Consider the following 15,314-nt stretch of genomic DNA (forward strand, 5'->3'; position numbering starts at 1 on the left):
AACGTCCTTGCCGGCACGCGGTATGTGTCTCACATTCGAGAACTTGCTGAAATGCTTCGCTAAATTCCGGTTTGATCCATGGGCAGATCATGGGCGATCACGTCTGGCAATGCCCGTCAGTCGACGCCGCGGGTGGAGGCCAAGAAGCTGCGCTATTATGACGATCGCAATTTCACCGCGCGGGTCTTGCCGCCGCTGCTATTGGCCCAGGGTGGCTTTGCCGATCGGCCGCGCCCAAGGCCCGATGACTGTTCGGGGCTGGCGCCGATCGCTGTGACGGCCGCCGGTTCTGGCGGTGGTGAGGCGGTCGATGAGGGCGGTCTTTACCGCGCGCCGGAGTTAGGCGAGCTCGCCGATCGGCCGTCGCTCGTCCCGGCCGACATCCCGCTGCTCGACGACGAGGCGGGCGAGGATGACATGACCGGAGCCGCGTTAAGTCGCGCCGCGCGACGGGCGGCGCTCGATCCCGATGACGGAATTGCGCTTTAGGCGATCGCGCACCCGCCAATTTCAGGCATTCAGTCTGAACGAAAACTGGCTGACTATACCGAGCGCAAGCCGCACGTCGGATAGATCCGGCATTCGTCCCGTTACTTCGATCATCGCGAACAAAGCTCGATTGAACCTCGCAAGGTTCTGGCCGCCTGCCAGCGCTGCGGTCACGGCATTTGGTGATGAGGGTTCTGCCGTTGCGACCGAACCAACGAATAGGATCCAATCGTCCTCATTGATCGACGCGATGGCCTCAGCGAGATTTGTCATCGTTGCGACGGGCAGGCCGACGTCGCAAGCGAGGATGAACTGCACGGCTGAACAGGAGGCAACGCTAAGGTTCTGGCCTTCGCGGGCTTCCTCCGCGTCCCAGTCCGATATCGATACTCGGATCAAGCGGTAGAGATTGACCATGCGCTTTACCGCTCGCGGTGATTTTGCCGCCAGCGGGCCGAGCGCAAGCAGGAGTTCGCGCTCCTCGCGGCTTAGGGTGAGGCGCCGACCCAGAATCTGTTCGCGTTCTCCGGGCTTTAGCGGCGCGACACGTCGCATCGTCCGGCCACTGCCGCCGATATCGTCGAGAGCGTCATCATCCGTCTCGCGTGTCTGATGCGAGACGTCACCGAGCAGCGACGCCATATACCGCCGATAGCGGCTCGCCGTATCGCTGCCATCGTCGATGGGGCGCACCCAATAGGGAATCTGGAAGATTTTCTCGAGATAGTCGGCGGGAGTAACGCCGTGGCCCGCGGCCGCGAGGGCGCGGTGCTGGTCGCTCAACGCATGTTCGAGCCAGCGGGCGTCGACGGCCGCCACAACAACGAAACAGGGGAAGGCGAGAAGCAGATGAATGGCTTCCAGCACCTGGACCACCTGGCGCTCGCTGCAGCGATCGAGATCGTCGAGGTAGATGACGATCCGCTGGACCGGGCTATTTGGGTCGGCCGCGCGGGCATGGTCGATGACGGCATTGAGTTGATCGAAGCAGCGGCGCACGGTTCCGAGGAAGCCCATCTTCCCCTTGATCGCGGCAATGTCGATCGATTCCTTCAGCAGATAATCGAGCATCAGTGCAGGTGGCGCTGACGCCATGTCCTCGATGTCGCTGTAGCGCGACAGAAAACGGTCACTTTCGCGCAGAGCCACCTCGGCGGCCGCCTTGTCCGCGCGGCCCTGCTGGAGCTTCGTCTCCGCCTCGTCTTTTTCCCTGGCGAGGCGATCCTTGGTCGCGCGGATGGTTTTGTTGAACACGGCCAAAACCCTCAGTGCTGGCCATAAGAGGTTCCCGGCCGCGAGCAGCATCGGAAGAGCTGGTCCCACGCCTGCAAGCCAACGCGGAATCGATGGCGCCGTGAACGACCACGAGCCTCGGAGCCATGCGATGATCAATAAGGTGATGATCATGCTGGCGCCGAGCAGCCCCCAGCGGAACAAGCTCGCGCGGCTCTTGGCATAGTCTCGAAACAGCAGACCGAAACGGGTGATGGATCCCGCTGCTTCGATATAGGCGCGGACCTTGGCATCAGGCTTAACGCAGTTGTTGCTCAGGATGATTTGCCGGAACGGCGCGAGCGCATCATGGGCGACGGGCTCCGGCTTCCCCTTGTCCTCATCGTCCTTCGGCTTCGCGTCATCCGCAGCATGACCGACCAGTTCAAGGAGCGCCTGTGCCGCGGCGTCAATGGCTCCAGTCGACCGGGATTTGGCGTTCTGACTCAGGATCGCTTCTGCGTCTGCTATCTTGGATGTACTGGCTCGTAATTGCGCTTCGGCGGTCAGGCGCGCTTGGGTCTCCCGGCCCGTCCGCGCGGCGACCTCCTGGACCAAATGGGCACCGTGTCGCGCGGCCTTCTGATCATGGCCACCGGCGGCAATCTGATCGAACAACTCGGCCGTCATCGAGGCCCAAAGATTATCGCTGTCAGCAAATGTCCAAGCGTTGAAGTCGACCTGGATGACACCGGCGACGCGTGCCAGCTCCCCTTCTCGGCGCTCGGTGCCAGCTGCAATCCGGTCGCGCTCTTCGGTCGTTTGGCGGCTAATTTCCTGGCGCAATTCGGCGAGCAGGGTGCTCTTGCCCGATCCCCACGCTCCGAACACCCCGATGGCAAGGGGCGGTTCAGCGGCCTCGAGCAGTATGAGATTTGCGAGCGCGCGGGCGTCGTCGCCGACGTCGAGGGCATCGCGACCCGCAGAAACGCGGTCGCTCGCATAGTCTGGACGTGCCTCGATCTGGATACCCAGCGGTCGCTGATTGCGGATGACATCCTCGACTTGATGCCATTCGGGATGGCCTGGGGTTGCGCCGTTCAACGCGTCGGCGATGACCGCCAGGGTCAGGCGCCGCAATCGATCAAATCCGGCGGCCATTAACCCTGCATCGCTAAATCCTAGATGCCCAGCGGTGGTCAGCATCATTCCGCACAACAGATGGCGAAGATCGAGCGATTTGGCGGCGTCTCCCGTTCGGAGGCGCGTGTGCGTCGCCCGCTGGATAATTTCGACGATGTCCCACCGTAGCACGCTCTTAGCTACCGCCGTGTCGTGCGGGGGAACGACAAGCCGATCGACGATCTCCAGGGCGTCGGTCATCACCGAGATATCGGCGTCGGCCGAATGCTGGCCGATCCTATTTCCGAGCGATTTTGAAGAAGGATAACGCGTCACTGCGACAAAGGCGTCAACGAGATGGTGAGCGTTCACCAATGGGGTCGAGCTGCCCGTACGAGCTGCAGCGATAGCGCATGCGGCATGAACCACACGGGCCGTGTCTGGATGCAAATATTTAGGGCCGTTTGCCCACCGATACTGCACGAGATCGATAGCCGGAACAGAAGCACCGACAATGGGGTAGACCGGATCTTCCGGGCGAGCTTCGAGACCGAGGCGGTGAGCTTTGCCAATCACCGCATTGCGCGATACGCCGCCTAACTCCTCCGCAATCTGGGAGGCCGATAGGCCTCGCCCCCACAATTTCTTCAATGCGTCGATACGCGCGTCAGTCCAAGCCACCCTGTCCCCCTTTGCACCACTGTGCACGTTCGTGGGGCCAATTCAATCGTTCGGGGAATTGCGACTTACGTCGCTGAACGTTCTTCGATTTGTGCAATGGCTGAACACCACGTGATCGGCAGCCCCTTTGCGAAAACAGAAGCCATCACCATCTTCATTTTATGACCGATGGCATCATCCAGCTGGGCCTCCTCGACGACGATCAGATCCCGCTCGACGAGGCGGCGCTTGCGCTCGCGCTTCTCGACAATCCCGAAACCGATCTCGATCCCTATCGCGACATCCTCGACGACATCGCGACCCGGCTCGTCGAAGATGGCGCCGACACCAACCGCGAGCGCGCGGTGCTGTTGGCCCAGGTGATCGCCGGCGAATATGGCTTTACCGGCGACATCGATCATTATGATGATCCCGCCAATGCCGACCTGATCCGGGTGATCGACCGGCGCTGCGGCCTGCCGGTCGCGCTCGCGATCCTCTATGTGACGGCCGCCAGGCGTGCCGGGTGGAGCGCGCATGTCCTCGACGTGCCGGGCCATGTCCTGATCCTGGTCGGCGATGAGGTGGTGCCCGTGATCATCAATCCATTCAAGGATGGGGCTGCGATTGGTCCCGGGGATTTGGCGGCGCTGGTGACCTCGGGCCGGCGCGGTGCGCCGGCGACCGTCCAGATCGCGGCGATGCCCAACCGGGCGCTCCTCGTGCGGCTGCTGCTCAACCAGGCGAAGCGCGCCGAGCAGAGCGGCGATGTCGAGCGCGCGCATGACCTGTTCGAGCGGATCACCGCCTTTGCGCCGTCTTACGGCGGTGTGTGGTGGGAGCGGGCGCGGCTCGAGCTGATCGTCGGCGACACGGTCTCGGCGCGGGCGAGCCTTGTGGCGGTGCTCGAGACCACGCGCGATCTCGACGTCCGGGCGCGGGTGAAAGAGACGCTGGCGACGCTGGCGTGACCTCAGGTCAGGCGCTCAACGGCTGATCGGGCAAAACGAGGGCGCGGCGGATGAGGGGCGCTATTTTTTGTTCGTAAGTGATGGCAAGTGCGCCGCTGGGGTCGGTTCCCAAGCTTATCCGCTTGCCAGGCGCCGCGGTCGAGGATGGCAGACGGCGGCACATCAAATCCGCCAGAGCGCTATCCTCAACGGCGCAGATGATCTGGCGACCCGATTGGCAAAGCTGCGCCAGAACCTCGGCAAGGTGAACCGTTCGGAAGTCATCGACATGTTGGACCGGATCATCGAGCAGGATGCTTTGCCATTTGCTCCAGGCGATCGAAAGATTGACGGACAGCAAAAAGGCTAGGCCGGTTGCGCGCCTTTGGCCGCTGGAGAAGACGAATTGGGGGTTGACCTCACCGCCGACCTTCAAGGTCAGGAAACGCTTAACGTCCCCGCGAACGCTGTATTCGATATCGCTCCAGATCGGATGCGGGCGAAGTCGCTTATAGAGTTCAGACATCAACGGAATAACGCGATCGAGCCGCTGTTGAAGGGTTTCCGCGGCGGAACGGCGCGCGGCATCGTGGATCGCCTTTGCTCGCGCCTCGGCAAGACGGAATCGCCCAAGGCGCATTTCTGCCTGTCGGACCCGCTCTGTCGCCGCACTCTGATCGCTCGAGGCGCGCGTGATTACGCGATCGAGTGAGAGGGTGTCGAGAACCCGGAGGTCGGCTGCTAGACTCTGTTGTTCCGCTTGTACGCTGCTAAGTCGCTGCTCAAGGTCGGACAGCGTCGCCTTGGAAAGTGAAGATGCCGTGAGGCGCGCCTCATACGTCTCGACGTATGATCGAATCCGATCACGCTCATCGTTGACGTCCTCGAGCGTCCGGTCGGCTAATTGAGAGTTGCGAAGGGCAGTGTCGCGTTCGCGTTCCTTTTGGGCCTGTTCTACAGCTTGAGCGTCGAACTGCCGCGCGATCGTCAGGGCTTGTTCGAGGCCGTGATCAAACTGGTCATGGCTGACACCACTCTCGCAGAGCGGACAATGGCCCTCCCGTCGGCCAAGTTTCCGGCCGAGGTCGACCAAGGCTTCGAGCTGACGCGCCTGCCCGGATAAATGACTCGCTACTGGGGCGGTTGCGAGCGCGGCCAGGCTTTCTTCGTAAGTAAGCTGGGCAAGGACAGCGTTGACGGACGCTTCAGAGGCGCGCTCCTCAAGGTTGGGCAAACTGTCGCGTACTCGCTCATAGCGGACGAAATTCTTGATCAGGCCCTGGAGGGCCTCGGCCTCGGCAGCAAGGTTGGCCAAGCGCTGACGGGACAGATCTGGCAGCTGCGCGCCAGACGCGGGCACTCCGAGGAGGCGCTGAATCCGCGCGCTTGCCTGACCAATGAGATCGGCCGCGGGCAGCGCGGCGCGGGCCTGATCGATTTGGCGAGCAGCGGCGGCTTGGCTGGAAGTCGCCGTTTCAACCTCACTGGCGGCAATCTTCACCCGGTTCGACGCGGTCGAGTGCAAGCTCTGGGCGCGCTTTATCCAGTCTTCGGCATCGACGGCGCCGATCGCATCGCGCAACAAGTTGAACCGGTCGCCCTCCTTCAAATCAAGGCTGAGGCGGGCGATATGCTCGTCGCGAATAATTGTCGAGTTGCAAAGTTGCGCTATCGCCTCGCGCGGTGCGGCGTTCGGTTGAAAGAGGCCCTCGACTTTCGCGCGCACATCGAGGGTCTGGGGATCTAACGGAGTGCGCCTGATCTCAAAATGGCTATTGCCGTCCCGGAACCCGACCTCGACAAAATGCTTTCCGAGATCATCGTCAGAACCATCAGGGCCCGTCCACCAAAGATAATCTGCAACGGTTTCCCCGTCCGCTTTGGCATCGAGATATTTGCTGATTGTGCCGGTCAGCGCGAACTCGACGGCGTCGAAGATTGTGCTCTTGCCCACGCCGTTGCGCCCATCGACAATCGTGAAGCTCTCGGCAAAATCGATCCGCACCGGCTTTCGATAGCCACGAAACCCATGGACATGGATGTAGCTGAGCTTCACTGGCCGCCCTCGAGTAGCTGGAGGAGAGCGGTATCGGCCGCGCCGCTTACGAAAGCATCGATCAGTTCGACGGGAAGCTCGGACGTCCGCAGACGAACTTCCGCCGCCATGTCGACGGCATCGAGTTGTGGCGCGTGTTGCATCGATAGGAGCGGTAAAAGCGCACCACGCGCGTCCATGTCGGTAACAATGCCGGCACGCGCAATTTTGCGTGTTCCGGTTAGGTCTTCTTCGATCGTGCTGAGCGTGACGCTTGGACCATAGTCTGCGGCGGCCTCGGCAAGGAGGATAAGGTAGGCGTTCCAGGCTTTGACCTCTGCGCGGCGCAGGCCAAATTGCGCGGTCTTGAGGATGTGCTGGCTTTGCAGGCGCCAGCGCTCGATCAGCGTGGCTGCATCCGCGTATCCGAGGACAAAGCCCAGTACAGTATCGCTTTCAAACATCAGATATGGGCCATAGCTGTCATCGACGACCATTATCGAATAATCGGCGGCAGCAAGCTGCTCGGCGGCGAGTTGGAGCGTCGTCACAGGCCTAATTCCGCCACTGCGTCTGGCCGTGACCGCCATTTGGTTGAAGATCCCCGGGCAATCGAACCCTTGGGCGCTCCACGCGCGATGCTCGAAGGCAGCGGTAGCGCTTCCGCTCCGACGGCGATGACATATTCGGGCGCGACAAGCGGTGGCGTCTCCCGCCCATAGGCGGCCTCGACCTCGTGGAGCGGACGATTGATCGAGCGGAGCACCCGAATTCGGGTTCCACCCAGATTCCAGCAGCTGTCCTCGGCGGTCGCGCCTTTCGCCTGAAGTTGGAGCAAGGTCATGCCGAGAAGTGGCTCCTCGATCGGCTGATGAGATTTCGCGGGTTCATTCGGGTTGGCGCCTTCAAGATCGCGCCGGATGCGCCATAGCGTTTTAGCGTCGGCCATAGCGGGCTCGAGCCAAGCAGGATCAGGCGCACCGCCCGCATGTGCGGCGTAAGCGTCAGAGCCCGAATGCAGGACGCGGCGAAGTAAAGCGCGCGAGAAGTCGACGCGAAGCTGATTGAGGAACACGGCACCGGATGCCTGCACGTGGAAAAAACCCTTGGATGCGCGTTGCCCGAGTTCAAACAGCGCTTTAGCCTTGGTTTCGAAACTAGCGGTGTCGCAGGGGTCGACAACGATGATGCGGCTCGGGCTCACCGCGCCCAGTGACTGCTCGAGCACATCGTTGAGATAATCCCAGTCGGTCCAATATCCGACGATGATGAGATCGCGGTCAAGGAGCCTCTGGGTAAGCCACGCGCCGCTCTGGGTCACGCGTGTATGGATGGGATCGACGCCGACTTGCCCAACCGCCCAGACGGTGCCCGGCGGATCGGTCCAACAGCCATGGATTTTCAAAAGGGGCGCTTTCGACGCCGGCAACGCTGCGACCTGCTCACGGCTCACACCGACGCCGACATGACCGAACAGCATGTTCCCGGCCGTCTCAATAAGCGTGTCGACATTAGTCGAGATCGCGGTTCCGATCGCTCCCGTCAGGAGCAGATCGGCAGTAGCGAAATGGCCATCATTTGGTTCGCCTGCGAAGGCGTCATGATCGACATAGGTGCGAAGATAGACGTCTGCGAGTTCGCCGCGCTGAAAGAAAAACTCAGCTTGGTCGTCTATGGAGTCCGCCAGTGGCGGCCGCGCAGCGCCATGCGTCGCGTCATATTTTTGTTTCGCTTTCCAGGCCAGTGCTGCCGCACTGGGCACCGAACTCGGCGCGGCCATCGAAAGACCCGCACCGCAGAGCAACGCGAGGCGGTCTGCGAACAGCGCATCGACGGCCTTCTCCACGCCGGATTGCAGATCAATGACGTCCATGGCGTTGCTGCGACGAGCTCCCCTTCCGCCAGTGTAACGACAATGTTCGAAAGGGAAAGTCGGTAGCATCACGAAGTCAGCGCTAATTCTCGGGGCGGGTCTGCGTTCAAGGTAACGAGACTAAAAGCTGCCAGTCGGCTATCGGCCCCAATCAGCCCCTCGCCGGGCGAGGGGCTGCCCAGTTAGATTTCAGTACGTTCGGCCAACGTGAGGGCGTCATCGATATCCACACCTAAGTAAAGGATCGTGTTTTCAATCTTGCTGTGGCCTAACAAAATCTGCACCGCACGAAGGTTGCCGGTCGCCTTGTAAATCATAGATGCCTTCGTTCGACGCAGCGAATGCGTGCCATAATCGCGTGCATTGAGGCCGATGGCAGAAACCCACTCGTCTACGAGGCGAGCATATTGTCGAGTGCTCAGATGGCCGAGAATCGACCCGGCTCGGGAACACGAAGTCGTTCGTAGATCCGCCACGGCGCGAAAGCCAAGCCAACAGACTTGCTCGCGCGTCCGTCATCAGCTCGAACTGGACGGGCCGTCCGGTCTTCAACTGGATGATGGTCGCACGATTCCGGATGGTGCCACCAGCTCCCAGATCGCCAATTTTGATCTTCACGACGTCACAGCCGCGAAGCTTACTATCGATGGCGAGATCGAACAGGGCGCGGTCGCGCATCCGGTGATGCTCATCCAAGAAGAAGCGAATGGCCCAGACATCCCGCGGCTTGAGTGGTCGCTTGGCTCCAACCAGACTACCGGCGTTCCACGCACGACGCCCGCGAGCGTCAGGATCGAGATCAGAAACTCCCATGACACATCTCCATTGGCCGGAATGGCCAATGGAGAGATTATGCCTGATCAGCCTGCGCCGCCGCGATCTCGGACCCCGCAGTTATCCTGAATCGACGGCAACTTTTGCGAGCAGGATTTTCACCGCGGGATGTCCGAAATTAAGGCGCAAGCAGATGGAATCCGACACCCAGTTCTCACCAAGGGCGGGATTACCGCTCTGAATAAAGGCCTTTGGTCGTTTAGCCAAAGCGTGGGGGAGGCGTGTCACCCATCACCATATCCGGCCGCCACTCGAACATCGTACGATGCTGCGACTTTCGCCGGATACGAGCCCACGCGTATCGCCAGATGGACAACAATGTACGAGGCGCATCAAAGTCCACCGTAATGCTCAGGGAACCCTCCTGTATCCCGATCTTCCTTCCGTCCTCGCCGTGCGCATCGAGCTCATGGGCGTCCAGCAGGAATAGCTGGAGGACTTGGCCGGGCGGCATTTGGGCAATCGGAACTTCGAAAAGCCCGCCAAAATCACGACCTGACGCTCGACAAAAATCGCCGGCGCGCGTTAATTTGACGTTCGTGGCGCGCATTCCACCGACATTGACCAGCAAGAACTGAATGTATAAATCCTGCGATCTTATCGTATCCGCTCTCGTCACATCGCCAGTACCCATCAATGAATGATAAGTCGTCTCTGGTCCGAACTGGTTGATCACTTGATAATAGATCTCGAGGTGAGGACCGCGATAAGCTGTGGCAATCTGCACCCCTATCCGCATTGCTCCCGTCACCGCTGATGCAGATAGCTCCATCCCATGGCTCCCCGGCAAGCTGTCGGAAGCTTTCTGAGACGTTCTGCAATGGCTTGCAATCAACTAGCGGTTGCGGGAGCAGAAATATGAGGTGCGATTGCTGAGCCAAAATCTAGCTTAAGACACACATTCTGGGCAGGTGGTTAATAATTAAAGGCGAACAGGATCCGCGCCGCAGGTGCGGCTTCGATATGATGTCCGCTTTTCATCGCATGGCGGCAGCGGCGATCGTCAGACCGCATTCAAAAGCTTCCGGTCCGGATTTGGGGCCACTAAATGGGCACGCTATGGCTGCTATTGCGGCGCGTTGCTGACCGGCGGATTCTTCGAATGAAGCTGGGCGATTCCCGTCTGACGGTTTTTTGCGGTGCCCCTGTGGAATAGCTGCCGTCCTTCCGAAGCTCGTTCGAAGGGCAGCTCGCTACCGTTAGCGGCAAATCACCTTGACCGCCTTCAGAGCGAGTTCTCTCAGCTGATCCCGCGGCGCGCCGGCGCGAGCGCGAATAGCGATGCTCTGCATGGCGGCGCAAGCCAGCATCGCGAGAGCCGCCGTATCGGCACCTGGGTCGAGCTCGCCTGCCTCAGCGGCTGTTCGAAGTCGGGCTTCGAAGTGGGCATCAAGCTTTTCGAAACCGTTACTGATGATGTCTCGAATCTCCTGATCCTCAGCGGATTCAGTTATTGCTGTCCCAAGGACAAAGCAGCCGCGCGGCCCCTGGTCTCCTGAGAAGTAAATCGACAGCGACGCCTCATAAGCTCGCATCAGCGCCTCTTGCAGAGTTCCGCCGCTGAGCGCCTTACTCATCGCCGCAAATTTAGCTTCCCAATAGGCACGGAGCGCCTTGAGGTAGAGGGTGCGTTTGTCCCCGAAAGCCGCACTAAGGCTCGGTCGGTTCATACCGGTTGCGGCGACGATATCGTCGAGTGAGGTGCCAGCATATCCGCTCTTCCAAAACGCCTCCATGGCGCGTTGGAGCGCTATCTCGGGATCATAGGCTCTGGGCCGCCCGCGACGTTTCAATTCCGGCCCTGCAGTGTTTTGTACCATATCGCATAAAACTCTTGACGACTCGTTCTTGCGAGGAATATTTATGCGGAACAGTACAAAAAGCAATGAGGAATGAGATCCGCCATGCAAGTCACTTCATCCTCTTCTGCTCAGGCGGACTTCAATGTGGCCAGGGAACCGGCGGTCAGAGCAGAAAAAGTGAGCTCAGGACCTGGGCTCCGGCAACGGCTGCGCCGGCCGCTGATGGTAGCGGTTCCGATCTTGCTGCTGGTGGGCGCAGCAGCCGAATACCAGGCGAATGAGCGCTATGCATCCACCGACAACGCCTTCATCCGCGCCACTAAAGGTTCGATCAACGCGCGCGTGTCGGGCCAGGTCGTGGAAATTGCGGTGCGGGACAATCAGTTTGTTCGGAAGGGCCAGTTGCTGTTCCGCATCGATCCCGAACCCTATGAAATTGCTGTCGAGGAGGCTGAAGCGCGACTGGGCAATGCGCGGATTCAGATCAACGCCTTGAAGGCGACCTATCGTCAGCAACTCGCCGAGCTGCAGTCGGCGCGGGACTCTGGCGAATTCGACGCTCAGGAATTTGATCGAAAGAAGAACCTGCTCGCATCCGATTTTACATCTAGGTCGGCTTATGAACGGTCCGAGACCGACTACAAGGTCGGCCGGCAACATGTTGCGTCGGCCGAGCAGCAGGTCTCCACCACGGTCGCCGCACTGAACGGCAATCCGAACATCGCGGTGGACCAGCATCCGACCGTCCGCGAAGCAAAAGCGCAGCTCGATCGCGCCAACCTGGACCTCGCCTATACGCGGATTCTAGCGCCTGACGATGGTATCGTGACGAAGGTCGACGACCTCCAATTGGGGGATTTCGTCCATAGTGGCGCTGCCATATTCGCGATGATGTCGGCCCGCCATATGTGGGTAGAGGCGAATTTCCGCGAAACACAGCTGACCCACATGCGCCCCGGGCAACGGGCGACGATCGCCGTCGATGCTTATCCGGGGCACAGCTTCAAGGCGCATGTGGTCAGCATGAGCCCCGGCACCGGATCGCAATTCGCGCTGCTGCCGCCCGAAAATGCGACCGGCAACTGGGTCAAGGTGGTGCAGCGACTGCCGATACGGCTGGAACTGGACGCGATCGACCCCAGGTGGCCGCTTTATTCGGGCATCAGCGTCACCGCGCGGATCGACACCGACGCGCCGGTAAGCGGAACAGCGCTATGACCGCCGCGGCCGCTCCGAACGCCACGACGAGCAGCCGCTATTGGGTGGTTTCGGCGGCGCTGGTCGCGAGCTATCTGCAGGCGGCCAACATCTCTCTGCCCAACGCGGCGGTGCTCCATATCGGAGGCGCGCTGTCGATGAGTGACGACGAGATCGGCTGGGTGTTCTCGTCTTACATCGCGGCGAGTGCCGTTACGATGCCGATGACGCGCTGGTTGGCGGGTGTTCTCGGCCGGAAAGGGCTTTTCCTCGGCTCGCTCGTCCTGTTCGCGCTCGGTCTGTGGCTTGCCACCCAGGCGAGCACGCCCCTGCAGTTCGTCGCCGCCCGGATCGTCCAAGGCGCCGCGAGCGGCCCGATCGCGCCGCTCGCCTTGGCGATCCTCCTCGAAGCAACGCCGCCCGAGGGCCATGCGCGTGTCAGCCTGATTGCGACAGTGACGGTGCTGGTCGGTATCCTCAGCGGTCCCGCGATCGGGGGCGTGATCAGTGAATATCATGACTGGCGGCTGATGTTCTCGCTCGGCCTGCCGGTAACGGGGCTGATCTTCCTGGTGATGCTGCTGTATCTCGACGAGAATAAGCCCGCGCAGGCGCCATCATTCGACCTTTTCGGTTTCGCCACGCTCTCGCTCGGGATGATCGGGTTGCAGATGCTGCTCGACCGCGGCGAGCGCATGGAATGGTTCGAGTCGGCCGAGAGCTACCTCGAAGCCGCGGCGTCGGCGCTCGGCTTCTATCTCTACGCGGTCCATATCCTGACCTCGAGCCGGCATTTTCTCGACAAGGCGCTGTTCCGCGATCGCAACTTTACCCTGTGCACCGTCATGTTCTTCGCGTTCGGTTTCGTGTTGCTGCCTACTCTGGCGCTGACCTCGCCGATGCTGGAGGAGCTTCTCGGCTATCCGGCCGATACCACCGGCTATATCTCGATCCCGCGCGGCGCGGCGCTGGTCGCTGGGTTGATCCTCACCGCGCGATCGCTCAAATGGGTCGACAGCCGCCTGCTCGTGATCGGCGGTATCGCTCTCACCGTCGGCGGCAACGGGCAGATGCTCGGTTATTCGCCGCTGATGGACTGGCAGTATGTCGTCATCGCGGGCGCCCTCCAGGGGGCCGGCCTTGGCATCCTGATGGCTGCGCTCAGCCGTACCGCGTTCGCGACGCTCGCTCCGGCGCTTCGCCCGGAAGGCACCGCTTTGTTCAATCTCGCACGTCTCTATGGCAGCACCATCGGGATCGCGGTCGTTCAGATATTCTTCTACGACAACACCCAGATGATGCATCTGGCGCTCGGCAGCAATCTCACGGCGCATCAACTCGCCCTGCATGCCGCCGCTCCAGGTTCGGTGTCGGGTTTCGCCATGCTCAACGAGGGTGTGACAGGCCAGGCGGCGCTGATCGCCGTCATCGATCAGTTCAAGCTGCTGATGGTCGCCATTCTCATAGTGAGCCCGCTCGTCCTGTTTCTCCGCACACCGCGACCGGCCAACTGACCTTCGAGGAGCCGTTACATGAACGATAAAACCTCACCATCGCTCGGCAAAACCATCCGTCGCGCCCTGATCGCCGGCAGCGCGCTGGTGCCGCTGTCTGCCTGGGCCGCGGGGCCCAATTTCGAACGGCCGGCCGCGCCCGTCTCGACCCATTATGACCGGCAGGCGGAAGAGCGGCTCGGTGACGAGGGCGATGCGGCTGCTGCCCAGCATATCGACCTTGGAGAGAAAATCGGGGGCGACTGGTGGTCGGCCCTCCGCTCGGCGAAGCTCGATCGGGTGATGCGCCAGGCGATCGGCGGCAATCTCGATCTCGTGGCGGCCGACGCGACGATCGCGCAGGCGAACGAAACTGTCGCTGCTGCCCGTGGCGGGCTTCGACCTCAAGTCGATTTCGGCGCCCAAGGCGGCCGGCAGCGGCTCGAGGGTGGAGCCTCGAACTTCTATGCGCTGGGGCCGACCGTCAGTTTCGACTTTGATATTTTCGGAGGCAAGAAGCGGCTGGTCGAGGAGCGCGCGGCGATCACCGATCTCCAGAAGCACCATTATGACGCCGCCTATCTGACCTTGACCGGTGATGTCGCGACCCAGGCGCTGTTGCTCGCATCGGCGCGCGCGCAGATCGACGCAGTGCAGTCGCTGCTGGCCGACGACCGCAAGAACCTCGATCTCGTCGAGACGGGGCATCGCTATGGCAGTGCCACCCAGGTCGATGTCGCGCTGGCGAGGACGCAGTTCGCGCAGGACGAGACACTGCTGCCCCCGCTCATGCAGCAACGGGATGTCGCCCGCCACGCCCTGTCCGTACTGGCCAGCAAGGGGCCTGCCGATTGGGTGGCGCCCGACTTCGACCTGGCCGACTTCGCGCTGCCCGCGAGGCTGCCGGTTAGCCTGCCGTCTGATGTCGCCCGCGACCGTCCCGACATCCTCGCGGCTGAGGCCGAGCTTCATGCGGCGAGTGCGGCGATCGGCGTTGCAACCGCCGATCTCTATCCGCATCTCGATCTGTCGGCCTCGCTCGGCACGGCGGGCCCAGGCATCGGCACGCTTTGGAACATTGCATCGAGCCTTATCGCGCCGATCTTTCATGGCGGCACGCTCAAGGCAAACCGGCGTGCATCGATGGATGGCTACAGGGCGTCACTCGCCGGCTATCAGCAGACCGTGATCCGGTCGCTAGGTCAGGTCGCCGATCTCCTGCAGGCGATCAACCATGATGGCGAGGAAGCCGCGGCGCAGGACCGCGCCTTGCATGCCGCCGAAGCGAGCTTGCGCCTGAACCAAGCTGGCTACCGCGCGGGGGAGATCGCGGTCCTCCAGGTTCTTGATGCTGAACGCGCCTATCAGCGCGCCTCGCTGGGCGAGGTTCAGGCTAGGACGGCGCAATATCTCGATACGGTGCAGCTTTTGGTTGCGCTGGGCGGCAATTCCGCCGGCGCGTTCGAAGGCCGAACCATGGCCCTCGCAGCTTCCACGACGCCGCTTTCTCACACTCGCTAGTCATCAACGCGATGCGACCCGTTGGCCCGGGAAATACCGGCGTTTGGTCGAGATTTCGCCATTACAGGAAGGAGCGATAATGGACCTCGGGAGCGGCACTTCGACGAACGTGCGGTTCATCGCAAT

General features: G+C 61.4%; 11 protein-coding genes and 2 pseudogenes. 5 read left to right on the forward strand and 8 right to left on the reverse strand.

Annotated features, from left to right (window positions below; all coding sequences use genetic code 11):
- Positions 1 to 78: 78 nt before the first annotated feature.
- Positions 79 to 489: a hypothetical protein gene (locus AAC645_RS02480; protein ID WP_340313574.1), complete on the forward strand. Its 411-nt coding sequence runs from the start codon at positions 79 to 81 to the stop codon at positions 487 to 489.
- A gap of 21 nt (positions 490 to 510) precedes the next feature.
- Here AAC645_RS02480 and AAC645_RS02485 read toward each other — a convergent pair whose 3' ends face one another.
- Both AAC645_RS02485 and AAC645_RS02490 read right to left on the reverse strand, forming a co-directional pair.
- Positions 511 to 3,084, reverse strand: a complete 2,574-nt coding sequence (locus AAC645_RS02485; protein ID WP_340313689.1) for a P-loop NTPase fold protein — start codon at positions 3,082 to 3,084, stop codon at positions 511 to 513.
- 272 nt (positions 3,085 to 3,356) lie between these two features.
- Positions 3,357 to 3,504 (reverse strand): annotated as a pseudogene (locus tag AAC645_RS02490) (GcrA family cell cycle regulator); the annotation flags it as partial.
- 161 nt (positions 3,505 to 3,665) lie between these two features.
- Here AAC645_RS02490 and AAC645_RS02495 point away from each other — a divergent pair.
- Positions 3,666 to 4,454, forward strand: a complete 789-nt coding sequence (locus AAC645_RS02495; RefSeq protein WP_340313576.1) for a transglutaminase-like domain-containing protein — start codon at positions 3,666 to 3,668, stop codon at positions 4,452 to 4,454.
- Between the two features lie 7 nt (positions 4,455 to 4,461).
- On the opposite strand, the gene AAC645_RS02500 is transcribed toward AAC645_RS02495, so the two are convergent.
- The 6 genes and pseudogenes from AAC645_RS02500 to AAC645_RS02525 form a co-directional block, all read right to left on the reverse strand.
- Complete coding sequence (locus AAC645_RS02500; protein WP_340313578.1) at positions 4,462 to 6,489, reverse strand: AAA family ATPase; 2,028 nt, start codon at positions 6,487 to 6,489, stop codon at positions 4,462 to 4,464.
- On the reverse strand, positions 6,486 to 7,058 hold the full coding sequence (locus AAC645_RS02505; RefSeq protein WP_340313580.1) for a hypothetical protein: 573 nt from the start codon (positions 7,056 to 7,058) through the stop codon (positions 6,486 to 6,488). The genes AAC645_RS02500 and AAC645_RS02505 overlap by 4 nt, the downstream gene beginning before the upstream one ends.
- On the reverse strand, positions 7,016 to 8,341 hold the full coding sequence (locus AAC645_RS02510; protein ID WP_340313582.1) for an SIR2 family protein: 1,326 nt from the start codon (positions 8,339 to 8,341) through the stop codon (positions 7,016 to 7,018). Before AAC645_RS02510 ends, AAC645_RS02505 begins: the two co-directional genes overlap by 43 nt.
- A gap of 182 nt (positions 8,342 to 8,523) precedes the next feature.
- Positions 8,524 to 9,154: pseudogene (locus tag AAC645_RS02515) on the reverse strand (tyrosine-type recombinase/integrase).
- A gap of 220 nt (positions 9,155 to 9,374) precedes the next feature.
- A complete protein-coding gene (locus AAC645_RS02520) occupies positions 9,375 to 9,947 on the reverse strand; it encodes a hypothetical protein (RefSeq protein ID WP_340313584.1) in 573 nt (190 codons plus the stop codon).
- A gap of 427 nt (positions 9,948 to 10,374) precedes the next feature.
- A complete protein-coding gene (locus AAC645_RS02525; RefSeq protein WP_340313586.1) occupies positions 10,375 to 11,085 on the reverse strand; it encodes a TetR/AcrR family transcriptional regulator in 711 nt (236 codons plus the stop codon).
- 69 nt (positions 11,086 to 11,154) lie between these two features.
- Between AAC645_RS02525 and AAC645_RS02530 the strand changes: the two genes are divergently transcribed.
- The 3 genes from AAC645_RS02530 to AAC645_RS02540 are packed head-to-tail and all read left to right on the forward strand — an operon-like array spanning position 11,155 to position 15,188.
- Positions 11,155 to 12,195 (forward strand): HlyD family secretion protein, encoded by a 1,041-nt coding sequence (locus AAC645_RS02530; protein WP_340313588.1) that lies wholly within the window; start codon positions 11,155 to 11,157, stop codon positions 12,193 to 12,195.
- Positions 12,192 to 13,688, forward strand: a complete 1,497-nt coding sequence (locus AAC645_RS02535; protein WP_340313590.1) for an MFS transporter — start codon at positions 12,192 to 12,194, stop codon at positions 13,686 to 13,688. The genes AAC645_RS02530 and AAC645_RS02535 overlap by 4 nt, the downstream gene beginning before the upstream one ends.
- An 18-nt stretch (positions 13,689 to 13,706) precedes the next feature.
- On the forward strand, positions 13,707 to 15,188 hold the full coding sequence (locus tag AAC645_RS02540) for an efflux transporter outer membrane subunit (protein ID WP_340313594.1): 1,482 nt from the start codon (positions 13,707 to 13,709) through the stop codon (positions 15,186 to 15,188).
- The last annotated feature ends 126 nt before the right edge of the window (positions 15,189 to 15,314 follow it).

The organism is Rhizorhabdus argentea, from assembly GCF_037861105.1.
GTDB lineage: Bacteria > Pseudomonadota > Alphaproteobacteria > Sphingomonadales > Sphingomonadaceae > Rhizorhabdus > Rhizorhabdus argentea.

What these genes read in the sequence shown, in the direction of transcription:
- AAC645_RS02520 (WP_340313584.1), bottom strand. Translation starts at nt 9,947, where the DNA reads ATGGAGCTATCTGCATCAGCGGTGACGGGAGCAATGCGGATAGGGGTG.
- AAC645_RS02510 (WP_340313582.1), bottom strand. Translation starts at nt 8,341, where the DNA reads ATGGACGTCATTGATCTGCAATCCGGCGTGGAGAAGGCCGTCGATGCG.
- AAC645_RS02485 (WP_340313689.1), bottom strand. Translation starts at nt 3,084, where the DNA reads ATGACCGACGCCCTGGAGATCGTCGATCGGCTTGTCGTTCCCCCGCAC.
- AAC645_RS02480 (WP_340313574.1), top strand. Translation starts at nt 79, where the DNA reads ATGGGCAGATCATGGGCGATCACGTCTGGCAATGCCCGTCAGTCGACG.
- AAC645_RS02495 (WP_340313576.1), top strand. Translation starts at nt 3,666, where the DNA reads ATGACCGATGGCATCATCCAGCTGGGCCTCCTCGACGACGATCAGATC.
- AAC645_RS02540 (WP_340313594.1), top strand. Translation starts at nt 13,707, where the DNA reads ATGAACGATAAAACCTCACCATCGCTCGGCAAAACCATCCGTCGCGCC.
- AAC645_RS02535 (WP_340313590.1), top strand. Translation starts at nt 12,192, where the DNA reads ATGACCGCCGCGGCCGCTCCGAACGCCACGACGAGCAGCCGCTATTGG.
- AAC645_RS02505 (WP_340313580.1), bottom strand. Translation starts at nt 7,058, where the DNA reads ATGGCGGTCACGGCCAGACGCAGTGGCGGAATTAGGCCTGTGACGACG.